Here is a 22,260-nt window from a genome sequence, read left to right as displayed (position 1 = left end):
AGACCCGTGACACTGCGCTGGGGAGTCCTCGGACTCGGCACCATCGCCCGGGCGGTCCACCTGCCGCTCATCGCCCGCCTGCCCGGGCACGAACTCGTCGCGCTCGCCGACCTCGACCCGGACCGCAGCGCGGAACTCGCCGTCCGGTACGGGGCCCGCGCGCTCGACGCCGCCGGGTTGTTCGCGGCCGACGACGTCGACGCGGTCCTCGTCGCCACCCCCGGGCGGCACGCCGCGCACGCGGTGACGGCGCTGCGCGCCGGGAAGCACGTGCTCGCCGAGAAACCCTTCGCCCTCTCCACCGACGAGGCCGAGGCGGCCGCGGACCTCGCGGCGTCCACGGGCCTGACGTTGCAGGTCGGGTACATGAAGGTGCACGACCGCGCCGTGACGACGGCGGTGGAGGCCCTGCCGGAGATCGGGGACGTGCGCCTCGTCCAGATCAGCGTGCGCCACCCCGTCGACGGCCCCCAGGTCGACCACCTCCGACTCAGCGCACCCGGCCCGCTGCCCGCGGGTGCCGCGGAACTCATCGCGGCCGACGACGCCGCCGAGAACCGCGCGCTGGACGTCTCCGTCGGGGCGGACGCCTCGCCCGCCGTGCGTCGGTTGTTCCGCTCGGTGCTGTGCGGTTCCGTGGTCCACGAGTTCTCGCTGCTGCGCTCCCTGGGTTTCGGTCTGCCGACGTTCGACCACGCCGACCTGCTGGCCTGGGAGGGCGGTGCCCCGCCCACGGTGTTCGCGACCGGCAGGTTGGAGAGCGGTGCCCGGTTCGTCCTGGACTGGGCGTGGACCCCCGACCGCCCGGACTACCGCGAGACCGTCCGCATCACCGGTTCCGCCGGCGACGTCGAGATCGGGGTGGCGCCGCCGTACCGCCTCGACGCGACCTCCATCGTCACCGTGGTCTCCCCGCACGGTGAACGTCGCCCGGTGCTGCCGGCCGACGGGGCGTTCCAGCGCCAGCTCGAGTCCTTCGCCGACGCTGTCGGGGGCGGAACCCCGCACCCCCACGCGGGGGTCGAGGGCGCGCTCGCCGACCTGCGGTCGATGCAGCAGCTCCTGGCGGTCCTCCCGTGACCCCGTGGATCGCCAGTGCCCCGGTGAGCTTCGGGGTCTGGGGGCCGCACGTCGGCCCGGCCGACGGGGACGGGAACGACCTGCTGGCCGCCATGGCCGCGGCCGGGTACCGGGGGAGCGAACTCGGCCCGACGGGCTACCTCGGCGACCCCGACCGGACCGCCGACCTCTTCGCCGCGCACGGACTCGTCCCGGCCGGCGTCTACGTCGGCCTGGAACTCGCCGCGGGACGGTGGAACGAGGAGGCGCGGGCGGGTTTCCACCTCGCCTGCGCCACCCTGCGGGCGACGGTGGACCGGAGTTCCGTCCCCGGTGCGCCCCCGGCGCCGATCGTCCTCGCCGACGACGGCGCCCCCGGCCTCGACGCGCCGCGGAACCCCGCCGACCGGTCCTCCGGACTGGACGACACCGCCTGGGCGGCAGCGGTCCGGGTGCTCACCGAGGCCGCCGCGATCTGCGCCGACCACGGCCTGCCGACGACGTTCCACCCGCACCTGGGGACCTTCGTGGAATCGGAGTGGGAGGTCGAGCGCCTGCTCGCGACCACGGACCTCACCGTCGTCCTCGACACCGGTCACGCCCTGCTGGCCGGCACCGACCCGGTGGCGGCGGTGACGGCGTGGGGTTCCCGCGTCGACCACGTCCACCTCAAGGACGTCCGCCTCGAGCCCCTGCGCCGGGCGCGGGCCGCAGGGCCCGTCCCGTTGCGGTCGTGGTGGTCGGAGGCGAACGTGGTGTTCGGTCAGGGCGACGTGGACCTGCCCGGCGTCGTGACGGCCCTGCAGCGCAGGGACTACGCGGGATGGCTCGTGGTGGAACAGGACGTCGCCCCGCACGGCGGGCCGCAGCTCGAGGAGTTCTGCGACGACCAGCAGCACAACCTCGACACCCTGACGGCGATGGTGTCGCAGGACGCTCGCTGACCCGGACGGCGTCCTTCCGGATCGCCTGACGGGCAGCGTCCACCGGGGAGGTCAGCGGCCCCGGAACGGACGGCCGCCCCGTGGAGTCGTCGCGCCACCGCGCACTGCGGCAGGCGGTGGACCGTCTCGCCCTCGGCGGCAGACCTCTCTCCCGCTGAGCGTCACCCGGCGGTGAGGGTGCCGTCGGCGCCGGCCACCACGTCCGCCCGGTAGACGATCGGGCCGCACCCGTTCCCGTTGACGTCGACGCGGTGCAACGTCGCCTCACCAGTGGCGTCGAACACGACGGAACCGACGGTGTCCGCGACCCGGAGGCTGACGTCGACCGTCCCCTCCCTCGTCAGCGTCTCGTCGTCGACGCCGACGAAGCCGCTCCCGACCCCGACCTGCTCCTCGGTGCAGACCTCTCCCACGCAGGCGCGCACCGACGTCGGGTCGGTGAGGGTCAGTCCGCTCAGGTCGAAACCCGCTCCGGAGGAACCACCCATCACGGTGCAGGCGCGCGACTCGGTGGGGGAGCACGCGCCGAGGAGCGCCACCGCCAGGAGCGGGACCGGCGACCACCGGGTCACGGGAGGACCTCGACGACGTCCCCGCCGCACCGCGCGGCGGCCGCCGCCCCCGCCTCACCGAGGACCGCCACCGGGTCGGGTACCGGGTCGGCCCGGGTGCGCACCTCGTCCCCGATCCCGATCCGCGTCCCGTCGGCCAGGACGACCTGCTGGGCGTCCCCGTCCCAGCCGGAACCCTGCGGCCAGACCAGCACCGCCGCGTCCGAGACCAGGCACCCGTCGTGCAGTTCGACGACGTCGCGGCGGGTCGACGCGTCGCGCGGGCCGGGGGGTTCGGCGCCCGCCGGGAGGACGACGAGGACCGGGCCCGGGGCGGCCGCCGTCGCGACCGCGGGGGCTCCACCGGAGTTCTCCCACGGCCAGTCCACGTCGAGGACCGTGGCGGGGACGGCGAGCCCGCCCACGACGACGAGCGTGGCGGCGGCCTGCAGCACCCGACGGCGGAACCGCCGGTGGCGGCCGCGGGTCCGGATCCGCGTCAGGTCGATCCCGCTCGGGGGGCTGGGGTGGTCCTCCAGCGCTGCGCGCAGGCCGGCGGTGAGGGGGTCGGTGAGGGGGTCGGTCATCGTCGGGCTCCGTCCGGGGGTGGGACGAGGTGCTGGGCGAGGAAGCGCCGGGCGTGGTGGGCCTGGCTCTTCACCGTGCCCTCGCTGCAGGTGAGCAGGTGCGCGACCTCGCTGACGGGGAGGTCCTCCAGGAAGCGCAGCACGGCGACGGCGCGTTGGCGGACCGGTAGCCGTCGCAACAGGTCCACGGCATCGAGGCGCCCTCCGTCGGGTTCCTCCGCGGTGGCGGTCTCGGGAACCACGTCGACCGGCCACTCCCGCCGGCGGAAGGCCTTGCGGTGCTCCGAGACGAGCCGGTTGACCAGGGTCGTCCGGGCGTAGGCGTACTCGCGTCCGTCGCGGTGGACCCGCGGCCAGGCGGCGTAGATCCGTTCCATGGCGTCCTGCACGACGTCGTCGCTGTGGTGCCAGTCGTGGCACCAGGCGTACGCGAGTCGACGCAGGCGCGGCATGGCGTCGACGGCGAACGCCTCGAACGCGGACTCCTCGGCTTCCTGCACCCGCCACCCCCTCTCCTCACCACCACCTACGCAGCAGCCCCTCCCGGGGGTTGCACCCGTGAGGTGACCGTCAGCGGTTCAGGTGGTCACCCTCGGAGGACAGGTCGTCGTCCGCGTCGACGCGCCAGACCTCCAGCCCCGGGGCGGACGCCAGGGCGTCGACGAGGTCCGCCGGGCCGCCGACCAGGGTGGAGTCCAGGTCGATCTCGGTGGCCAGGAACCAGCTGCGGTCCAGCGGCCACAGCAGGTTCGGCGACTGCGGCAGGAACCTCGGGGGTGACCTGCTCCCCGAGGTTCGCCGCGGCCCGCGGAAGAGCAGGTGCTCCCGCATCGGCAGGCTCAGTCGCGGTGCGGCGTGGGCCTCCTCCAGCACCGCGGGCCACGGGAGGCGGGGGACCGGCGGGATGGTGGAGGAGGCTCCGGTGAGCCAGCCGAAACCCTCCCAGAGGGCGTGGTGGCAGTCCTGGGTCCCGGTGAACGGGGCCAGCACCTCCAGGAGCCGGGCCAGCGCGTCCGGGGCGAGGGTCCCGACGAGGACCTGCAGGTCGGGGTCGGCTCCCGCGATCCGTTCCCACTGCACCGAGGCGTAGGGAACCCGCCCGGTGCGTGCGCAGACCCCCGCCCACGTGGTGGGTCCGTCGCGGGGACCGGGGTCGACGGGGTGCAGCACCCGGGCGTAGGCGGCGAACCCGCCCGGGACCAACCGGCGCACGGCGCCGGGGTCCCCGCCCAGCCGCGGGGCGATCCAGTCCGCGACGCGCGGGTCGTGCACCGCGACGAGGTCCTCCATGCTCACGCTGCGGTGATCTCCCGCAGCGCGGCGCAGCTCGCGCGGTAGATCTCCACCAGGTCGGCGTCCTCGCCGTTCTCGCGCCGCGCGGCCCAGTCGTCCAGGGCGGCGCGCAGCCCGGCGCCGAGGGTCTCGGAGATGATCCGGGTCCGCAGGTCCACGGTGGCCGAGCCGGTCGCGTCCGCGATCCGCCGGAAGAAGGCCCGTGACTGCTCGGCGTCCAGGCGCAGCAGGGCACCGCGCAGCCCGGCGTCCTCCATCACCAGGCAGCGCACCCGCAGCATCCGTTCGACGGATCCGGCCTCGGCGACCATCTCGGCGAGGACGGCGGCGATGGCCCGCTCGAAGTCGGCGAGGGAGGACTGCCCGTCGACCCGGGCCTCGAGGCGTTCGGCCAGGGCGTCGTCGAAGGCGCGGTTGGCACCGAGGGCCGCGTCCTCCTTGGTGGGGAAGTAGCGGAAGAAGGTGCGCGGTGAGACCCCCGCGGCGGCGGCGATGTTGTCGACGGTGGTGCCCTCGGAGCCGTTGCGGGCGAAGAGGTCGAGGGCGACGTGCTCGATCTCCGCCTGGGTGGCCAGTCGACGGCGTTCGCGCAGGTCCGGGACGACGGTCCCCAGGTCGGTCACGGGAATGAGGATAACGACTGTCGAGTTGGCAGACACTGCCATTAGGGTTGTGACTGTCACCACCACGAGGAGTCCCCACCCATGTCCACGAACGAGGACGTGACCCTGCCCGGGGTCGCGACCGACGCGTCCGCCCCGCCCATCGAGAAGGACCGGCTCGCGCCGGGCGACGCCACCGTCATCGCCCTGCTGCTGGTCTCCGCCTTCGTCGTGATCCTCAACGAGACGATCATGGGTGTGGCACTGCCGCGGCTCATGGCCGACCTCGACATCACCGCCGCCACCGGTCAGTGGCTCACCACCGGGTTCATGCTGACCATGGCCGTGGTCATCCCGGCCACCGGTTTCATCATGGACCGGTTCCGGTTGCGCCAGGTCTTCATCGCCGCGATGAGCCTGTTCAGCCTCGGCACGGCGATCGCGGCGGTCGCGCCCGGTTTCGAGGTGCTGCTGCTGGGCCGGATCGTCCAGGCCAGCGGGACGGCGGTCATGATGCCGCTGCTCATGACCACGGTGATGACCCTCGTGCCCGCCGCCAGCCGCGGCAAGACGATGGGCATGGTCTCGGTCGTCATCTCCGTCGCCCCGGCCATCGGGCCGACGATCTCCGGCGTCATCCTCTCCGCGCTGTCCTGGCGGTGGATGTTCATCATCGTGCTGCCCATCGCGTTGATCGCCCTCGGGCTCGGTGCCTGGAAGGTCCGCAACGTCACCGCTCCGCGCGACGCCCGCCTCGACGTGCTGTCGCTGGTGCTGTCCGCGATCGGGTTCGGTGGCCTCATCTACGGCCTCGCCAGCATCGGGGAGTCCGCCACCGGCCACGTGCCGGTCGCGCCCTGGATCCCGGTCGTGGTCGGGGTCCTCGCGCTGGCGACGTTCGTCGCGCGGCAGTTCCGCCTGCAGCGCACCTCGAACGCGCTGATGGACCTGCGGGTGTTCGCGAACCGGTCGTTCACCGTCTCCACCGTCGTTCTCGCGACGAGCTTCATGGCCCTGTTCGGCACCCTCATCGTGCTGCCGATCTTCCTGCAGTCCGTCCTGCAGCTGGGATCGCTGGAGACCGGTCTGCTGCTGCTGCCCGGTGGCGCCGTGATGGCCGTCCTCTCGACCGTCGTCGGGCGGTTGTTCGACCGCTTCGGTCCGCGGCCGCTGGTCATCCCGGGGGCGGTCCTGGTCAGCGGGGCCCTGTGGCTGCTCACGACGCTGCACCCGGGGACCCCGGCGGGCATGGTCGTCCTGGTCCACACGGTGCTGAGCGCCGGGCTGGCGTTCATGTTCACGCCGCTGTTCACCTCGGCGCTGGGCTCGCTGCGCGCGGAGCTCTACGGCCACGGCAGCGCGATCGTCGGGACCGTGCAGCAGCTGGCCGGCGCCGCCGGGACCGCGTTGTTCGTCACGGTCCTCTCGACGAGGTCGGCCGCCAGCCTGGCGGACGGTTCCTCGGTGCTGAACGCCACGGCCGACGGGGTGCGGGGGGCGTTCCTCTGGGGCGGGATCATCTCCCTCGTCGCGCTCGTGCTGGCGCTGCTGATCCGGCGCCCGCCGGTCGTCCCCGGCCCCCGCGTGCCGGTGCACTGAGTCCCTACCGCAGTTCCCGTCGCGAACGGCCGACCTCCCCTCGGGAGGTCGGCCGTTCGTCGTCGCGCCCTAGGCTCGTGACGTGCTGATCGCCGACCGGGCCGCCCTGCTCCTGCTGGACCCCGACGGTCGCCGCCGGGTGAGCGCCCGCCCGGCGGCTGCCGTGCTGGCCGGGGCCCTGCTCTCCGACCTCGTCCTCGCCGGTCGCGTCGTGGCCGACCCCGACGTCACGGCGCTGCGGGTCCTCCCCGGCCGGGATCCGGTGCCCCGCCTGGTCGCCGCGCTGGGGGCGGTCACGCTCACCTCGGGCGCGGTCCGCGCCACCCTCCGCAGGCTCGTCGAGCGCCCGCTGTGGGCGGAGTCGGTGGCCGAGCTGGAGAAGGCCGGCGCGCTGGTGACCGAACGTCGTCGTCGGCTCCTGGTCTTCCCGGTGGTGCGCTGGTGGCCCGAGCAGGCGGTCCTCGGACCGCAGCAGGAGTCCGTCGCGGCCGCGTTGACGGCGGCCGGGGTCCGACGCGCAGCCGCCGCCGTCGACCCGTCGACCGTCAGCCTGGTGGCGCTGCTCGCGGGCGTGGGTGGCCTCGGTGCCCTCCCCGGACTGCCGGACGGGGTGGACCCCGGCGAGGCGGCCGCGGTCCTGGCCGCCGCCCGGACGTTGCCGGCTGACGTGCTGCAGGCCCTGGCGGACATCGAGACGGCCGTCCCCGTGCTCCTGCAGTCCGCCGCCGGGGGCGACTCCGGGATGGACGGCGGCGGTGGCTACTCCGGTGACGGTGGCCACCACGGCCACGGCCACCACGGCGGTCACTCCGACGGCGGTCACTCCGGCGGGGGTTCTTCCGACGGTGGTGGGGGAGACGGTGGTGGCGGTGGTGGGGGTGACTGATCCCCTCACGACCCCCGACGGTCGCTACGTCGTCGTCCGGGGCCGGCTGTGGCGCTGCTCCGACCCGTCGCTGGCGCCGGAACGTCGCCAGGAGCTCGTCGAGGAGTTGATGTCGGCGCGCCGGGCGAAGGGGGCGGCGATGCGGTCCGGCGACGACTCCGCCCGGGAGGCGGCGCGCGAGCGCGTGGAGGCGGCGAAGCAGGGACTCGGCGAGCGCGGCCCCGTCTGGTGGGACGACGACGCCCCCGACCTGACACGGCACCTGGCGAAGAACACGGTCTACGCGGAGTGGTTCGCCGAACAGGCCGACTGAGGTCGGGATGTGGCATCGTCGGTACGTGGTGCTGATCGCGCAGCGTGTCCTGCTCGACGACGTGATCGCCGGGTTGCAGCGGACGCGAGCTGTCTTCCACTCGGAAGCGGACGTGCAGCACGCTTTCGCCGTCGAGGTCGGACGCTCGGCGGTCGACCTGCGCGTGCGCCTCGAGGTTCCCTTCCGGGGAACCAGATCGACCTACCTGGACGTCCTCGTGTCGGACCCGGAAACGGGTGAGAGCACCGCCGTCGAGGTGAAGTACTTCACCGCTGGCCTGGACGTCACCGACCCGCTGACGCAGGAGCAGTTCTCGCTCAGATCCCACGCGGCCGACGATCTCCTCCGACTGCACTTCGCACGCGATCTCGCTCGCCTGGAGGGGTGGGCCGGACCGCAGCGCAGCGGCATCGCGCTGCTGCTGAGCAACGCATCCGGACTCTGGTCCGAGCCCCGAGGCGCCTCGCCCACGCGGGACCGGGCCTTCCGCATCCACGAGGGACGAACCCTGGGCGGCTCGCTGGTGTGGGGAGACGGTGACGCTGCGAAGAACGACCTCCAGTTGAACGGTCAGTACGCGATCTCCCGGCGTGACTACAGCGACCTCACGGTGCCACGGGGGGTCTTTCGATGGTTGGCCGTCGACGTGCCGCGAACGACCTCCGAAGACTGAACCGAAGCAGCGAGATCATCTACTGCACGAAGTGAAGCTTCTGCACTTGACGCACTCCTTGCACTGAGTGCAAGATAGAGACGTGACCGCAGCCCAACCCTCCCTCCGCGAACGCCGCCGTACCGAGACGACCACGTCGATCGCGGAAGCCGCGCTCGACCTCGCGATCGCCAACGGCTGGGACGCGGTCACCGTCGACGAGATCGCCGCCCGCGCGGGGATCTCCCGGCGCACCTTCTTCAACTACTTCGCCACCAAGGACGAGGCGCTCTTCAGCAACGCCGTCCCCTGGAGCGAGCAGAACCTCACGACCTTCGCCTCCTCCGAGGGGCCGCTCGTCGACGCGCTGGAGGGCTTGTTCCTCGCCCGCACCAGCGCCGAGAAGCACGACCGGGAACGCAGCCTCCAGGTCATGCGGCTCGTCGAGAGTTCCCCGGAACTCCTGCCGGGCCTCCTCGGCCGGGTCGCAGCCGGGGAGAAGGCGCTCGCCGACGCGATCGTCACCCGGGACGGGGTCGACGAGTTCACGGCCCAGGCCCTCGCCGCGATCGCGGGCACGATGGCCCGGGTCAGTGGCATGGGCTGGCTCGCCGGTCTGCAGCCCGACCCCGTCACCGCCACCCGCGCGGCCTGGTCCGCACTGCGGTCCCTCACGTCCTGATCCCACCCCGCACCCGCAGGAGAAACCCCGTGTCCACCACCGTGCCCTCGAGCGCGCCCCCGGCCGCCGACCGGGCGAAACCCCGCATCGGCTGGATCTTCACCAGCCTCGTGCTCGTCATGCTGCTCGCCTCCCTGGACCAGACCATCGTCGGGACGGCGCTGCCCACGATCGTCGGTGAACTCGACGGTCTCCAGCACATGAGCTGGGCCATCACCGCCTACACGCTCGCCATCACGATCGCGATGCCGATCTACGGCAAGGTCGGCGACCTCGTCGGACGCAAGCGCCTGTTCATCGTGGCGATCGCGCTGTTCCTGCTCGGGTCGGCGCTCGCCGGGTTCTCACAGAGCATGACGGAGTTCATCGCGTTCCGCTTCCTCCAGGGCCTCGGTGGCTCCGGGCTGATGATCATGTCCCAGACGATCATCGCCGACGTCGTCCCCGCCAAGGACCGCGCGAAGTTCATGGCCCCCATCGGCGCGGTGTTCGGGGTCTCCGCCGTCGCCGGCCCGCTGCTGGGCGGGTGGCTCACCGACGCCGCCGACTGGCGCTGGGTGTTCTGGATCAACCTGCCGCTGGGGATCGTCGCGCTCGTCGTCGCGGCCCTCACCATCAAGCTGCCGAAACGGCACAACTCCGCCCCGATCGACTGCGTCGGGATGACGTTGCTGGCGCTCGCCACCACCGGTCTCGTGCTCACGATGAGCTGGGGTGGGACGCAGTACGCGTGGGGCTCGGTCACCATCGTCGCTCTGGCGCTCGCCACCGTCCTCGCAGCGGTCGCGTTCGTGGTCGTCGAGAACAAGGTCTCCGAGCCGGTCATCCCGATGCGGTTCTTCAGGAACCGAACGTTCGTCGTCACCACGCTCCTCGGCCTCGTCGTCGGTGCCGGGATGATGGGCGCCCTGGCCTACCTGCCCACCTACCTGCAGATGGCCTACGGCGTGAACGCCACCGAATCGGGTCTGCTGCTGCTGCCCATGGTCGGCGCGCTGCTGGTGACGAGCATCGGTTCCGGTGCGGTGGTGACGAAGACGGGTCGCTACAAGGTGCTCCCGATCGCCGGGACGTTCATCGCCGCCGTCGCGATGTTCCTCATGTCGACGATGTCCGTCGCCACCCCGCTCTGGCAGGTCTGCGTCTACGTCGGGATCCTCGGCGCGGGACTCGGGTTGTTCATGCAGATCATCGTCCTGGCCGTGCAGAACGCCGTCAGCCCGAAGGAGATCGGCACCGCCACCAGTTCCAACAACCTGTTCCGCGAACTCGGGGTCACCGTCGGCACCGCCGTCCTGGGCACGGTGTTCTCCAGCCGGCTCACCGAGCGTCTCGGTGGCGTGCTGAGCGGTTCCGCGGACAGCGCCTCGAGCCTCACCCCGGCGGTGGTCCGGTCGTTGCCGGCCGAGGTGGCCGACGGGATCGTCACCGCCTACGCCGACTCCCTCGTCCCGATCTTCCTCTGGCTGGTCCCGATGTTCCTCCTCGGCACCGTCATCGCGTTCTTCCTCCCCGAGGTGCCGCTGTCCAGCACCGCCCCGATGAGCGAGGGGGAGGCCGAGGCGGCCGCCGGGGAGCACGCCGAGGTTCCCGCCCAGAGCACCGGCTCGACCCCCTCCGTGCTCAAGGAGTAGCCGCCGCCGGTGGGATCGTTGCCTCCCCGGTGTCGCTGGACGACACCGGGGAGGCAACGATCCCACCGGGAACGCGCGTCAGGACAGGTCGACGGAGACCGTCCGGCCCTCGCGGGCCGACACCTCGCAGGCGTCGGCCAGCACGAGCGCCGCGCGGCCGTCCTCGAACCCGGGGGAACCCGCGACGGTCTCGCCGCGGACCGTGGCGATGAACGCGGCGAGTTCCCGTTCGTAGGCCTCCCGGTAGCGTTCCAGGAAGAACCGGCGGTACGGCTCGCCCGTCGAACTGGAGGCGCCGGTCGAGGAACGCACGATCGTCGGCGTCACGTTCCCGACCTCGAGCAGCCCGTCCGGACCGAACGCCTCGAGGCGCTGGTCGTAGCCGTAGGCGCTGTGCCGGGAGTTCGTGATGACGATCGACTCGCCCCCGGAACCCACGAGGGTCGTCACGGCCGCGTCGAAGTCGTCGTGACCGGCGATCCCGGTGTCGAACTGCCGCAACCCGACCGCGGTCACCGAGACGATGTCCGGCACGAACGAACGCGCCATGTCCAGGTCGTGGATGGCCATGTCGCGGAAGATCCCGCCGGACAGGGGCACGTAGTCGGCGGGCGGCGGTTCCGGGTCGCGGCTGGTGATGGCCAGGTGTTCGAGACGGCCGATCTCACCGGCCTGGACGCGACGGCGCAGTTCCGCGAAGTGCGGGTCGAAACGGCGGTTGAACCCGAGGACCACGGGGGCCTTCGCCCCGCGGGCACGCGAGCGGATCGCGTCGACGCGCGCGAGGTCGAGGTCGATGGGCTTCTCGCACAGGGCGGGCAGCCCCGCGTCGAGGCAGGCCTCGAGCAGGTCGACGTGGGTCGGGGTGGGGGAGGCGATGATCACGGCGTCGACGTCGTCGGCGCGGATCGCCGCCAGCGGGTCCGAGATGGCCCGGCCGCCGAACGCCGCCGCGGTCCGCTCGGCCCCTGCGATGAGGGCGTCGCAGGCGACCTGCAGGACGGCGTCCTCGCTGCGGTGGATGCTCGCGGCGTGGACCTGGCCGATGCGGCCGGTGCCGATCAGCGCGAAGCGCAGGGGCTGGGACATCGGTGTCCTTCCGAGAGGGCGTGAGTCCGTTGGTGGACCGGTCCAATGCTAGGGAAGCCCCGGCGGCGGGTCAACGCGGCGGTCTGTCGGTCGAGGAGGGGAAGGGTCAGAGGAGGCGGCGGGCGGCGGCCCAGCGGGTCAGCTCGTTGCGGTTGGACAGCTGCAGCTTGCGCAGCACCGCGGACACGTGGGTCTCGACGGTCTTCACCGAGATGAAGAGCTCCTTCGCGACCTCCTTGTAGGCGTAGCCGCGGGCGATGAGCCGCATCACCTCACGCTCGCGCGCCGACAACCGGTCGAGCTCGTCGTCGGCCGCGGCGACCTCGCCGGCGCCGGAACCGAACGCGTCGAGGACGAAACCCGCCAGTCGCGGCGAGAACACGGCGTCCCCGTCGGCGACCCGGCGCACCGCCGCGGCGAGTTCCTCGCCGCTGATGGCCTTGGTGACGTAACCCCGTGCGCCGCGGCGGATCACGGCGATGACGTCGTCGGCGGCGTCGGAGACCGACAGGGCCAGGAACCGCACCGGAGGGTCGGCCGTGAGCAGCGCCGCGCACTGCGCGAGCACCTGCGCCCCACCGGATCCCGCTCCGGGCGCGGGATTCTCGTCCGGCCCCGACGGCAGGTGCACGTCGAGCAGCACGACGTCGGGCCGCAGGCGCTGCACCGCCGCCACCGCCCCGCTCACGTCGGCCGCCTCGCCGACGACCTCGAGGTCGTCGGCGGAGGAGAGCTCCGCGCGGACGCCCGAGCGGACCATGCGGTGGTCGTCGACGACGAGGACCCGGATCACGACGTGCCTCCCGGCAGTACGAGCGCCACCTCGGTGCCGCCGTCGGCGGGCCGCCGCACGGTCGCCCGACCGCCGGCCCGGCGCATCCGGCCGATGATGGACTCGCGCACCCCCAGCCGGTCGTCGGGGACGTCGTCCACCTCGAAACCGGGACCTCGGTCGCGCACGAACACCTCCACACCTGCACCCACGGCTTCCGCGTACACCGACACGGTCCCACCCGCGTGCCGGCCGGCGTTCAGCAGTGCCTCCCGGGCCGCCTGGGCCAGCGACGTCAGCGGTTTGTCCAGGACCCGGTTGTCGAGGTCGCCCACGACGACGACCTCGACGACGGCCCCCGACACGTCCTCGACCTCCGTCGCCGCGGCCCGCAGCGCAGCCCCGAGCGTGCCGGCGCTCTGCCCGTGGTCGCCGTACAACCACTGCCGCAGTTCACGTTCCTGCCGTCGCGCCAGCCGGGCGACCTCGCCGGCGTCCGACGACCGCTTCTGGATGAGGGTGAGGGTCTGCAGCACCGAGTCGTGCACGTGGGCGGCCAACTCGGCCCGTTCCTGCTCACGCGCCAGGGCCGCCCGTTCCTCCCCGAGGTCCTGCCACAGCCGCACCACCCAGGGCGCCAGCACGACGGTCACCCCCGCGAGGATCCCCAACCCGGCGACCGTGGAGCGCCAGAACTGGGTCGGGTCGCCCACGACGAACAGGAACATCAGGGCGAGGACGACGAGCGCGGCGCCCACCGCCACCCGCAGCGCGGCCCGCCTCCCGTCCGTGGAGTCCGCCACCAGCCGACGTCGACGGGTCGTGTCGAGCTGGCCCCACGCCAGCACCACGCCCGCGCCGGCCACGAGCAGCGGGGCCGCGAACCGCGAGGACCCCTTGAGCAGGTTCATCGCCGGCAGCAACCCGAAGCAGACGACCAGGGCGATCCCGGCCAGGGCGTTGCGGTGCGCCACGACCCACGCGGCGGCGTCGGAACGCTGCTCCGGAGGCAGCGCGAGCTGGTTCTCGTCGGGTAGCAGCAACCACAGCGCCGCGTAGAGCGCGACGCCGAAACCCCCGAGGAACGCCCCCGCGACGAACACCGTCCGCACCCGTGACGACGGGATCCCGGTGTGGGCGGCGACGCCCGCGGCCACGCCGGCGACCCGGCGGTGCTCGACCGCGCGGACCAGGGCCGGTCGCGGTGCGGGCCCCGTCGCGGGGGGTGCCGTCGTCTGCGTGCTCACCCGCCGATCGTGGCACGCGACCCCCACCCCGGGGATCCCCCGAGCGCCGGAACCAGGGTCGACTCAGGGAAACCCCGGATGTGCCGGGGGTGTCCCGGCGAGCAGTCTCGAACCATGACCACGAGCGAGAACACCCAGCAGACCGACCCCCGCCCCGAGACCCTGCAGGTCCCGGCCGCGCAGAACTCCGCCGACCGCTTCTTCGCGGCGATCCGCCGCTCCGGCCTCGTCCGCAGCCAGGACCGCTGGGTCGCCGGGGTCGCCGGCGGCATCGCCGGCCGCCTCGGCATCGACCCCCTCGTCGTGCGGATCGCCTTCATCGTGCTGAGCCTCTTCGGGGGACTCGGGTTCGGCCTCTACGGCCTCGCCTGGGCCCTGCTGCCCGACGCCTCGGCAGCGGCCGGGCGCATCGAGGCGCAGGCGGCCCAGCGCGGCGACGTCTCCGGCGCCCTGGCCCTCGCGGTCGGGCTCGTCGTGCTCGACCTGATCCTCGGCCAGGGCCTGCTCGGCCTCGGCTGGATCTTCTGAGACCCCCCTTCCCCCGTCCCGCTGCCTACCGGGAGAGTCGACCCGTGACCAGCACCACCGCCCCGCCGGAAGGACCCGCCCCCACCGGGCCGGTCCGGGACTGCCGGGCGACGTTCTTCCGTTCCGTGCGCGAGCTCGGGGTCGTCCGTGGCGAGGACCGCTGGTTCGCCGGGGTCTGCGGCGCCGTCGCGGCCCGCACCGGGTACGACCCCCTGCTGGTGCGGGGGACCGTCGCCGCCCTCACCGCCGTCGGCGGTCTCGGTCTGGCCTGCTACGGACTCGCCTGGTTGCTGCTGCCCGACGCGCGGAAGGCCGGGCGCATCGAGGCCGAGGCGGTGACCCGGGGCGACGTCTCGGGGGCGGCCTGGCTGGCCGGTGCCCTCGTCGTCCTCGACCTGTTCGTGCCGCGGGCCCTGGTGGGGATCCTCACCACCGGTCGGGCCGGGCCCGGCTGGGGTTTCCTCATCACCACCCTCGTCGCGCTGCTCGGCTGGTGGGTGCTGCGCGACCAGCGCTTCACGCAGTTCGCGCCTCCGCGACCCCGCCTCTCGCTGGTGAAGATCCCGAAGGCCCCGCCGTCGTCGGCCCACCGGGACCAGCCCGAGCCCCCGCCCGCCGCCGAACCGGGACCCGTCCGTGAACCCGTCGCCGGGTTCGGGTCCGCGACGGAACGCAGCGCCGCCGCCCGGGCGGAGAAGCACCGCCTCGCCCAGGAGCGCGCGCAGGAGCGGGCGGCCGCGGCCAAGGCCCGCCGTCGCCCCGGATCGCCCCTGCTCACCACCGCCGTCCTCGGTCTCGCGCTGCTCGCCGCCGGGGCCGTGGTCGTCCTCGGCCTGCTGGTTGACCTCCCCGGCCGGACCGTGCCGCTGGCCTGCTGCGCCGCCGTCGCCGTGATGGGGTTCGGGGCCGTCCTCGCCGGGGTCCGGGGCCGGCGCACGGCCCTGGTCGGGCTGGCCTGGCCCGCGGCGTTCTGCGCCGTCGCCACCTCCCTCCTCCCGCCCGCGACGGGCTGGACCTGGCAGGTGCAGAAGACCTGGAGCCCCACCGGCGCGACTGCGCTGAGTTCCGCGGTGGGGCAGCTCAGCGTCGACCCGTCCCGCCTCGACGGGGGACCGGCCCGGGCCACCATCGCCGCGGGGCGCCTCGACGTCCTCGTCCCCGACGACGCGACGGTGCTCGTCGAGGTGCGCGTCCTCGTCGGTTCGGTCCGGTGGCAGGACGACGCCGACGTCGTGGCGCTGGACGGCACGGCCACGCAGCACTCCGTCGACGGCGCCGACCTCAGGCAGGTCTTCGCCGTCGGTCCCGACGCGGCCGCCCTCGCCGACACCCTCGTCGTCCGCGGTGACGATCCCGCCGGCTGGACCGTCCCCGCGGGCACCCCGGAACTGCAGGCCGTCGCCTGGACCGGTGAGGTCCGCCTCGCCGCCGCCGGTTCGACCCTCCTGGAGGACCGGTGAACCCGCGGGGTCCCGACGTCGGGGCCGTCCTCGGTGGTCTCGTCCTCGTGGCCCTCGCGGCGGCCGTCGCGGCGCACGAGGTCCTCGACCGCAGCTGGGACTGGAAGTGGTACGCCGCCGGAGTTCTCCTGCTCACCGGTGTCGTGGTCGTCACGACCGCGGTGGTGGGGGCCCTGGGTGCCGCGCGGGCGGCTCCCCGGGCCGAGGACGACCGGCCCCGGTAACCTCGGGCGCGTGGAGAACCCGGTGGGAACCGTGACCGTCGAGCAGGCCTGGGGAACGTTCGAGGACGGAACCCCGATCGCGCGCTGGGTCCTGGACGACGGGAGGGTGCGGGTCGGTCTCGTCGAGCACGGTGCGAGGATCCAGTCGGTGCTCGTTCCCGACCGGGACGGGAACCTCGTCGACGTCGTCCTCGGGTTCTCCGACCTGGCGCCATACACCGCCAAGGGACGGTCCTTCGGAGCGACGATCGGGCGGTTCGCCAACCGCATCCGGGGCGGGACGTTCACCCTCGACGGGATCACCTTCGCCGTCCCGCCGACCGACCGCGGCAACGCGATCCACGGCGGACCGCACCCGTTCTCGGAACGGCGCTGGAGCGCCCACCCCGTCGAGGGGGCCTGCGGGGTCCGGTTCTCGCTGCTCAGCCCCGACGGCGACAACGGGTTCCCCGGCAACCTGTCGGTGCACGTCAGCTACGTCCTGCGCGGTGGTGTCCTCACCGTCCTCGCGAGCGCGACCACCGATTCGACGACCGTCGTGAACCTCACGAACCACGCCTACTGGAACCTCGCGGGCGACGGGGCGGGGACGGTCGACGCGCAGCTCGTGCAGGTCGCCGCCGACCGGTTCCTCCCCGTCGACGACGGCGGACTGCCGACGGGTGAGTTCCGTCCCGTCGAGGGCACCCCGTTCGACCTCCGCGAACCCGTTCCGGTCGGCTACCGCGTCGACCTCGAGGACGAGCAGCTGGCCCGTGGGAAGGGTTTCGACCACTGCTTCGTCCTGGCCGACGTCCCCGGCGGGCGCCGTGACGTGACGTTCGCGGCCAAGGTCGAGGAACCCGTCTCCGGGCGGACCCTCGAGGTGTGGACCGACCAGCCCGGGGTGCAGTTCTTCACCGGGGGCTCACTGGCCGGGACGCTCGTGGGCAAGGCGGGACAGACCTACGGGCCGCGGGCCGGGTTCGCCCTGGAGGCCCAGGGTCTCCCCGACGCTCCGAACCACCCCGAGTTCCCGACGACCGTCCTGCAGCCCGGCGAGGAGTTCCGCACGGTCACCGAGTTCCGCTTCGGCCTGGCCTGAGCGCTCCCGGACCCCGGCGGTCAACCCCGGGTCCGGCGGTAGGTCCGCGTCTTGTGGCGGTTGCCGCAGACCTCCATCGAGCACCACCGTCCGCCACCGTTGCGGGAGGTGTCGTAGAACGCCCAGCGGCAGTCCTCGGACGCGCAGAGCTTCAGCCGGCTCCAGCGGCCCGAGGCGACGCTGACGGCCACCGTCTCGACGAGGGTGTCGAGACCGTCGACGCCGGTCCGCGCAGCCACCCGCAAACCTTCCGACGGGTCCGCGACGAGGCGCAGCGGGAAGCGGTCCAACGCGGGTTCGCCGCCCAGCAGGGCCTCGCGCAACGCTGAGCGAAGCGCCCTCGCCGTGCTCACGTCGGCCGGGCGGACCGGGTCTCCGGCGAGGTCGCGGTCGGCCAGCCAGGTCGACAGGTCCCCGGGCGAGGTGAGTGCGTCCCGGCGGACGTGCTGTTCGCCGTGCCGGCTGAACGTCCGTTCGTCGAGGGTGTTGAGGAACTGCTCCACGACCTCGAGGTCCACGACCGCTGCGTTCACGACACCAGCTTACGACTTCAGGGGTGTTGCCACAGAGCGACACCAGTTCTAGTCTTCACTGGTGTCGACTTCGCGGAAGACCCCGGACGCCCGCCCCCTGCTCGCCGTCCCCGACGCCGAGCTGGAGGACCTCCGATCGCGCCTGCGCGCGACGCGCTGGGCCACGGCCTGGCCGCTCCCCGCCTGGCAGGCCGGCACCGACGGCGGCGAACTGCGCCGCCTCGTCGCCCACTGGGCCGACGGGTACGACTGGCGCGCCCAGGAGGCGGCGCTGAACGCCCTCCCGTCCCGGTTCGTGGAGATCGACGGGACGCTCGTGCACCACCTGCTCTTCGAGGGCGAGCGCGCCGACGCGTTGCCCGTCGTCCTCACCAACGGCTGGCCGAGTTCCTTCCTCGAGCACACGGAGTTCGCCCGGCGCCTGACGCACCCGTCGGAGTTCGGCGGGGACGCCCGTGACGCCCTCACCGTGGTCGTCCCGTCCCTGCCGGGGTTCGCGTTCTCCGGACAGCGTCCGGACCTCGAGAACTCGCTGCCCACGCACGAGCTCTGGCACCGCCTCATGCACGACGAACTCGGCTTCGAGCGCTACGGCGCCCACGGCAGCGACCTGGGGGCCGGCGTCACCGGCCGGCTCGGTCAGGCGCACCCCGAGGCCGTCGTCGGCATCCACCTCCTCGACGTGGACTCCCGCCACGACGAAGCCGACGGGGAACTCGACGAGGACGAGCGGGCCTACCTCGACGGTCTCGCCGCGTGGCGGGAGGCGGAGGGGGCCTACGGCCACCAGCACAGCACCCGTCCGCTCACCCTGGCCCAGGGGTTGAGCGATTCCCCGTCCGGCCTGCTGGCCTGGATCCTCGAGAAGTACCGCGCCTGGAGCGACTGTGACGGCGATCCCGCCGCGAAGTTCGGTGACGAGTTCCTGCTCACCCAGGCCTCGTTGTACTGGTTCACGAACTCGATCTCCACCTCGTTCCGGCCCTACTACGAGAGCGGCAACGGATTCCTGCCCCCGCTGGAACGAGTCACCGTCCCGACCGCGGTCGCCCTGTTCCCCGCCGACCTCGGAGCCCCGCCGCCGCGGAGCTGGGTGGAACGCCGCTACCACCTCACGCGGTACACGCAGATGCCCCGCGGCGGCCACTTCGCGGCCCGCGAGGAACCCGGACTGCTCGCCGAGGACGTGCTCGCCTTCTTCCGCGACACGGTGGGGTGACGGCGGTTCAGGAGGACCGGACGGGGAGGGTGACGTCGAGGTCGTAGAACCGGGTGGTCTGGGTGGGGCGCTGGTTGTCGTCGCTGACCAGCAGCAGGTGCAGGCGGCGGTCGCCCTGGTGCGACACCAGGGCCATGCCCTCGACGTTGTCCAGCAGCGGGTTCAGCTGCGGCTGTTCGGCGACCGCCCCGAGCGTCGGGCAGGTCACGAGGTCGGCCAGCAGGGTCTTGGCCAGCACGGGGCTGTCCGGGGTCAGGTCCTGCACCGAGCTCACGTCGGTCCCGGTCGCCGGGTCCGCGACGTAGAGGCGGACCGTGTTCCCGACCTGGGCGATGAACTCGCGTTCGACCAGGACCAGCCGGCCGTCGGGGGTCGCGGTCAGCTCGGGAACGCCGAGGCCGGGGTCGGCCTGGTAGGCGTACTGCGCAGCGAGGGCGAACGGAGCGGTCAGGTCGGCGCGGTGCCAGGTCTGGATGCGCAGCACACCGTCGGCGTCACCCAGCAGTTCCTGCTCGTCGTCGGCGAAGAGGGTGAGCCCGTCGGCCGACAGCGTCAGTCCTTCGAGGGACAGGTTCTCCTGGGCCCGCCCGGCGGGGGCGACCTGCAGTTCCGGGGGGAGCGGCAACGTACCCAGGAGCGTCCCGTCGGTGCTGTAGTGCCGGATCGAGGGACCGGTCTCCGAGGACACCCAGAGGGTTCCGTCCCGGTCGGCGACCAGGCCTTCGCTGTCCAGTTCGGCGCCCTCCTCGTCGCGGAGCGCCACGACACCGGTGGGGTTCCGGTCACCGTCGAGGGTGAACAGCTCCGAGCGGTCCGAGAGGGCCAGCAGCGCGCCGTCCGGCCTCGGGGCGAGGCCCGACAGGTTCGCGACCGGCGTCCCGGCGAACGTGGTCTCGTCGAGGTGGTCGTCGAAACCCGTCAACGCGACGGCGGTGCTGCAGCGGGCGGTGGTAGCGGCGGCCTTCCCGGTGGTGCCCGCGTTCGCGGCGCCGGACGCGGCGAGGGTGCAGACGGTGGCGAGGACGACGACGGACGCGAGGGTTCTCTTCACAGGCGAGCACGCTAGGAGCTCCGGGGCGGGGTCCTCGGCGACCTCCCGGGGAACGTCGGACGAAACCTCGCCGACGCTCAGTCGATCGAGGAGTCGGTGGACCAGGCGGGGACGGCGACGAGCGAACCCACCGCCGCCGCCCGCCGCTGCAGACCGGCCACCGAGAACGACGACAGCACGGCCCCGGCGACGACGAACCCGATCCGCAGTCCCAGCGGCCACGGCCCGCGGTCGACGTCGCCGCCCGCGACGAGCTGCGCCCGCGGCAGCAGGGCCGTCGCCAACGTCACGTCCCGCACCGCGTAGCGCGCACCCGCCGTGGGCACCGACGCCCACACCGACGTGTCCCCCTCGACGAGGTCCGCGCGCAGCAGCCGCTGGTCGCCGTCGCCGACGGACGTCAGGGGAGCCGGGACGAGCAGTTCGGTCGGTGACAGCCAGCCCAGGACCCGACCGCCGGAGGGCACCGGCGCGGGGACCACGGCCGTCGCCGCGACCGGGACGAACCCGACGTGGTCGCGCACGTCGTCGAAGACGGCGAGCAGGGACCCGTCGGGGGACCAGGCGGCGCCCCCGGCGATCCGGGCGCGGTCCGGGGCGAGGAGCTGGTCCACCGTCCGCCCCGAGCGGTCCAGCACCCGGATCCGCGGCGACCCGGGGGACTGCACGGCGACCCGCGACCCGTCGGGGGAGAACGCGGCCGCGCTGACGTCCCCGGTGAGCAGTTCCGAGCGTCCGCTCCGGGTGTCCAGGACGAAGAGCGGACCTGCGACGGCGGACTCGACGACGTTCGTGGCGTCCGCCCCGACGTAGGCGAGGTAGCGGCTGTCCTGGCTCCACGCCACGGGCACGACGCCCCGCGCCGCCGGCAGCCGGACCACGCGCTCGGCCCCGGTGGCGGTGGTGATCTCCACGAGGTCCGTCGCGGCGGGGGTGGCGCGCCGCTCGCCGACGACGACGAGCGACCCGTCGGGGGACAGCGTCGCCGGTGCCGGGTCGCCGAGGGCGTCTCCCCGGCTGCGTTCGAGGGCCACGTCCACCGTGCGGGTGCCACGGCCGTCACTGCCCTGGACCAGGACCTGCGGGGTCCCGGCGATCCCGACGCCCGCGCCCTGCCGGTAGAGGGCGACCGCCCGTCCGAGCGGGGACCGGGTGGAGTCCGCGGTGAGGTGGCTGGAGCCGGGGAAGACCCGGGGGACCGAGACCCGGGCGGGGACGTTGCGCCGGCCGGCACCGGCGCCGACCGCCAGCACGACCGCGATCCCGAGGACGAGGACCAGGAACCCCACGAGAGCGGGCAGCCGGCGCGAGGTCATGCCCCAGCTTCTCCCCGTGAGGCGGCCGTGGCCATCCGGTCGGCGTGCGGATCCGTCGCCGGACCCCCACCGTGGTCGGGTGCCCGAAGGAGACACCGTGTACCGGCTGGCCCGTCGCCTCGACGCGCAGCTGTCCGGGCACCGGCTGACCTCGGCCGACCTCCGCGTCCCCCGCTTCGCGACGCTGGACCTGACGGGGGCCGTCGTCCTCGGGACCGTCTCCCGGGGAAAGCACCTGCTCACCCGCTTCGACGTCGGCGGGAGTTCGCTCACCGGACCGATGACGTTGCACACCCACCTCCGGATGGACGGCGAGTGGTCGGTGCTCGGCCCCGGGAAGCGACTGCCGCAGCGGTTGCTGCCCGACGTCCGCGTCCGGCTGAGCACGGACGGTCCGACCGCGCTGGCGTTGCGGATGCCGGTCGTCGAGGTCCTGCCCACCGACCAGGAGGCGAGCGTCGTCGGCCACCTCGGACCGGACCTGCTCGACGCCGCGACCCCGGTCGAGGACCGGGTCCGGGTCGCGGTCGACAACCTCCGCCGGCGTCCGGAGCGCAGCCTCAAGGCGGCCCTGCTCGACCAGCGCAACCTGGCGGGGATCGGCAACCTCTGGGCCGACGAACTCTGCTACCTGCGCGGTCACGACCCTTGGACCCCGGCCGGGACCGTCGACCTCGAGCGCATCGTCCGCCTCGCCGTGAAACTGCTGACGTTCTCCGTCAGCCCGACCGGCGCGATGCAGGTCACGACGGGGGACACCCGACCCGGCCGCCAGCACTGGGTCTCGGGACGGGCGGGAGCGCCCTGCCGTCGCTGCGGCACCCCGATCGCGGTCCGCGCCGAGGTCCCGGGGGACCCCGAGCAGCGCCGCACCTGGTGGTGCCCCAGCTGCCAGCGCTGACGCCCCGGTGAACCGCCGGTGACGTGCGGGCACC

General features: G+C 73.4%; 25 protein-coding genes. 14 read left to right on the top strand and 11 right to left on the bottom strand.

The annotated features are described in order from the left end of the window. Positions 1-6: 6 nt before the first annotated feature. Positions 7-1,080 (top strand): Gfo/Idh/MocA family protein, encoded by a 1,074-nt coding sequence (locus tag AC0I8G_RS19185; protein WP_471731365.1) that lies wholly within the window; start codon positions 7-9, stop codon positions 1,078-1,080. Continuing rightward, positions 1,077-2,003 carry a TIM barrel protein gene (locus AC0I8G_RS19180; RefSeq protein ID WP_471731364.1) on the top strand — a complete coding sequence of 309 codons (927 nt, stop codon included), beginning with the start codon at positions 1,077-1,079 and terminating at the stop codon, positions 2,001-2,003. Before AC0I8G_RS19185 ends, AC0I8G_RS19180 begins: the two co-directional genes overlap by 4 nt. Positions 2,004-2,164: 161 nt before the next feature. Here the strand turns inward: AC0I8G_RS19180 and AC0I8G_RS19175 are convergent, their stop codons facing one another. The 5 genes from AC0I8G_RS19175 to AC0I8G_RS19155 all read right to left on the bottom strand — a co-directional run bounded on the left by AC0I8G_RS19175 (position 2,165) and on the right by AC0I8G_RS19155 (position 5,057). Beyond that, complete coding sequence (locus tag AC0I8G_RS19175; RefSeq protein WP_471731363.1) at positions 2,165-2,575, bottom strand: hypothetical protein; 411 nt, start codon at positions 2,573-2,575, stop codon at positions 2,165-2,167. Continuing rightward, positions 2,572-3,141, bottom strand: a complete 570-nt coding sequence (locus tag AC0I8G_RS19170) for a hypothetical protein (RefSeq protein WP_471731362.1) — start codon at positions 3,139-3,141, stop codon at positions 2,572-2,574. The genes AC0I8G_RS19175 and AC0I8G_RS19170 overlap by 4 nt, the downstream gene beginning before the upstream one ends. Beyond that, positions 3,138-3,641 carry an RNA polymerase sigma factor gene (locus AC0I8G_RS19165; RefSeq protein ID WP_471731361.1) on the bottom strand — a complete coding sequence of 168 codons (504 nt, stop codon included), beginning with the start codon at positions 3,639-3,641 and terminating at the stop codon, positions 3,138-3,140. Before AC0I8G_RS19165 ends, AC0I8G_RS19170 begins: the two co-directional genes overlap by 4 nt. 70 nt (positions 3,642-3,711) lie before the next feature. Then, positions 3,712-4,437, bottom strand: a complete 726-nt coding sequence (locus AC0I8G_RS19160) for a hypothetical protein (RefSeq protein ID WP_471731360.1) — start codon at positions 4,435-4,437, stop codon at positions 3,712-3,714. Beyond that, on the bottom strand, positions 4,434-5,057 hold the full coding sequence (locus AC0I8G_RS19155) for a TetR family transcriptional regulator (RefSeq protein ID WP_471731359.1): 624 nt from the start codon (positions 5,055-5,057) through the stop codon (positions 4,434-4,436). The genes AC0I8G_RS19160 and AC0I8G_RS19155 overlap by 4 nt, the downstream gene beginning before the upstream one ends. Before the next feature lie 81 nt (positions 5,058-5,138). Between AC0I8G_RS19155 and AC0I8G_RS19150 the strand changes: the two genes are divergently transcribed. From AC0I8G_RS19150 to AC0I8G_RS19125, 6 genes are all read left to right on the top strand, one after another. Then, positions 5,139-6,635 carry an MDR family MFS transporter gene (locus AC0I8G_RS19150; RefSeq protein ID WP_471731358.1) on the top strand — a complete coding sequence of 499 codons (1,497 nt, stop codon included), beginning with the start codon at positions 5,139-5,141 and terminating at the stop codon, positions 6,633-6,635. 82 nt (positions 6,636-6,717) lie between these two features. Then, entirely contained in the window at positions 6,718-7,521 is an 804-nt protein-coding gene (locus AC0I8G_RS19145; RefSeq protein ID WP_471731357.1) for a GPP34 family phosphoprotein, read from the top strand. After that, positions 7,514-7,834, top strand: a complete 321-nt coding sequence (locus AC0I8G_RS19140; RefSeq protein WP_471731356.1) for a hypothetical protein — start codon at positions 7,514-7,516, stop codon at positions 7,832-7,834. Before AC0I8G_RS19145 ends, AC0I8G_RS19140 begins: the two co-directional genes overlap by 8 nt. A 25-nt stretch (positions 7,835-7,859) precedes the next feature. Continuing rightward, complete coding sequence (locus tag AC0I8G_RS19135; protein ID WP_471731355.1) at positions 7,860-8,507, top strand: hypothetical protein; 648 nt, start codon at positions 7,860-7,862, stop codon at positions 8,505-8,507. Between the two features lie 82 nt (positions 8,508-8,589). Then, entirely contained in the window at positions 8,590-9,168 is a 579-nt protein-coding gene (locus tag AC0I8G_RS19130; RefSeq protein ID WP_471731354.1) for a TetR/AcrR family transcriptional regulator, read from the top strand. A gap of 29 nt (positions 9,169-9,197) precedes the next feature. Continuing rightward, positions 9,198-10,802, top strand: a complete 1,605-nt coding sequence (locus AC0I8G_RS19125) for an MDR family MFS transporter (protein ID WP_471731353.1) — start codon at positions 9,198-9,200, stop codon at positions 10,800-10,802. Positions 10,803-10,880: 78 nt separating this feature from the next. Here the strand turns inward: AC0I8G_RS19125 and AC0I8G_RS19120 are convergent, their stop codons facing one another. From AC0I8G_RS19120 to AC0I8G_RS19110, 3 genes are all read right to left on the bottom strand, one after another. After that, positions 10,881-11,891 carry a Gfo/Idh/MocA family protein gene (locus AC0I8G_RS19120; RefSeq protein ID WP_471731352.1) on the bottom strand — a complete coding sequence of 337 codons (1,011 nt, stop codon included), beginning with the start codon at positions 11,889-11,891 and terminating at the stop codon, positions 10,881-10,883. A 106-nt stretch (positions 11,892-11,997) separates the two neighbouring features. Then, positions 11,998-12,651, bottom strand: coding sequence for a LuxR C-terminal-related transcriptional regulator (locus tag AC0I8G_RS19115; protein WP_471731414.1), 654 nt, complete (start codon positions 12,649-12,651; stop codon positions 11,998-12,000). 29 nt (positions 12,652-12,680) lie between these two features. Beyond that, a complete protein-coding gene (locus AC0I8G_RS19110) occupies positions 12,681-13,910 on the bottom strand; it encodes a sensor histidine kinase (protein ID WP_328294222.1) in 1,230 nt (409 codons plus the stop codon). Positions 13,911-14,024: 114 nt separating this feature from the next. Between AC0I8G_RS19110 and AC0I8G_RS19105 the strand changes: the two genes are divergently transcribed. The 4 genes from AC0I8G_RS19105 to AC0I8G_RS19090 are packed head-to-tail and all read left to right on the top strand — an operon-like array spanning position 14,025 to position 17,206. Further along, complete coding sequence (locus tag AC0I8G_RS19105; RefSeq protein WP_328294223.1) at positions 14,025-14,438, top strand: PspC domain-containing protein; 414 nt, start codon at positions 14,025-14,027, stop codon at positions 14,436-14,438. 44 nt (positions 14,439-14,482) lie between these two features. Beyond that, positions 14,483-15,898, top strand: coding sequence for a PspC domain-containing protein (locus AC0I8G_RS19100; protein ID WP_471731351.1), 1,416 nt, complete (start codon positions 14,483-14,485; stop codon positions 15,896-15,898). Beyond that, on the top strand, positions 15,895-16,122 hold the full coding sequence (locus tag AC0I8G_RS19095; protein WP_471731350.1) for a hypothetical protein: 228 nt from the start codon (positions 15,895-15,897) through the stop codon (positions 16,120-16,122). Before AC0I8G_RS19100 ends, AC0I8G_RS19095 begins: the two co-directional genes overlap by 4 nt. Before the next feature lie 10 nt (positions 16,123-16,132). Further along, positions 16,133-17,206: an aldose epimerase family protein gene (locus tag AC0I8G_RS19090; protein WP_471731349.1), complete on the top strand. Its 1,074-nt coding sequence runs from the start codon at positions 16,133-16,135 to the stop codon at positions 17,204-17,206. A gap of 20 nt (positions 17,207-17,226) precedes the next feature. On the opposite strand, the gene AC0I8G_RS19085 is transcribed toward AC0I8G_RS19090, so the two are convergent. Next, positions 17,227-17,739, bottom strand: a complete 513-nt coding sequence (locus AC0I8G_RS19085) for a CGNR zinc finger domain-containing protein (protein ID WP_471731348.1) — start codon at positions 17,737-17,739, stop codon at positions 17,227-17,229. Between the two features lie 61 nt (positions 17,740-17,800). Between AC0I8G_RS19085 and AC0I8G_RS19080 the strand changes: the two genes are divergently transcribed. Next, on the top strand, positions 17,801-18,958 hold the full coding sequence (locus AC0I8G_RS19080) for an epoxide hydrolase family protein (protein ID WP_471731347.1): 1,158 nt from the start codon (positions 17,801-17,803) through the stop codon (positions 18,956-18,958). 7 nt (positions 18,959-18,965) lie between these two features. On the opposite strand, the gene AC0I8G_RS19075 is transcribed toward AC0I8G_RS19080, so the two are convergent. Both AC0I8G_RS19075 and AC0I8G_RS19070 read right to left on the bottom strand, forming a co-directional pair. Continuing rightward, positions 18,966-20,009 carry an esterase-like activity of phytase family protein gene (locus AC0I8G_RS19075; RefSeq protein WP_471731346.1) on the bottom strand — a complete coding sequence of 348 codons (1,044 nt, stop codon included), beginning with the start codon at positions 20,007-20,009 and terminating at the stop codon, positions 18,966-18,968. Positions 20,010-20,086: 77 nt separating this feature from the next. Next, positions 20,087-21,325, bottom strand: a complete 1,239-nt coding sequence (locus tag AC0I8G_RS19070; protein ID WP_471731345.1) for a TolB family protein — start codon at positions 21,323-21,325, stop codon at positions 20,087-20,089. A 79-nt stretch (positions 21,326-21,404) separates the two neighbouring features. Here AC0I8G_RS19070 and AC0I8G_RS19065 point away from each other — a divergent pair, with 79 nt between their 5' ends. Beyond that, the gene (locus AC0I8G_RS19065) at positions 21,405-22,226 is read left to right on the top strand and encodes a DNA-formamidopyrimidine glycosylase family protein (RefSeq protein WP_471731344.1); all 822 of its coding nucleotides are present in this window, start codon (positions 21,405-21,407) and stop codon (positions 22,224-22,226) included. Positions 22,227-22,260 lie beyond the last annotated feature (34 nt).

Source organism: Kineococcus sp. AC630 (assembly GCF_979255925.1).
This window is presented reverse-complemented; position numbering and strand designations above follow the sequence as displayed.

Coding starts and splice junctions, on each gene's coding strand:
- AC0I8G_RS19170 (WP_471731362.1), bottom strand. CDS start 3,141: ATGACCGACCCCCTCACCGACCCCCTCACCGCCGGCCTGCGCGCAGCG.
- AC0I8G_RS19115 (WP_471731414.1), bottom strand. CDS start 12,651: ATGGTCCGCTCGGGCGTCCGCGCGGAGCTCTCCTCCGCCGACGACCTC.
- AC0I8G_RS19120 (WP_471731352.1), bottom strand. CDS start 11,891: ATGTCCCAGCCCCTGCGCTTCGCGCTGATCGGCACCGGCCGCATCGGC.
- AC0I8G_RS19105 (WP_328294223.1), top strand. CDS start 14,025: ATGACCACGAGCGAGAACACCCAGCAGACCGACCCCCGCCCCGAGACC.
- AC0I8G_RS19150 (WP_471731358.1), top strand. CDS start 5,139: ATGTCCACGAACGAGGACGTGACCCTGCCCGGGGTCGCGACCGACGCG.
- AC0I8G_RS19070 (WP_471731345.1), bottom strand. CDS start 21,325: ATGACCTCGCGCCGGCTGCCCGCTCTCGTGGGGTTCCTGGTCCTCGTC.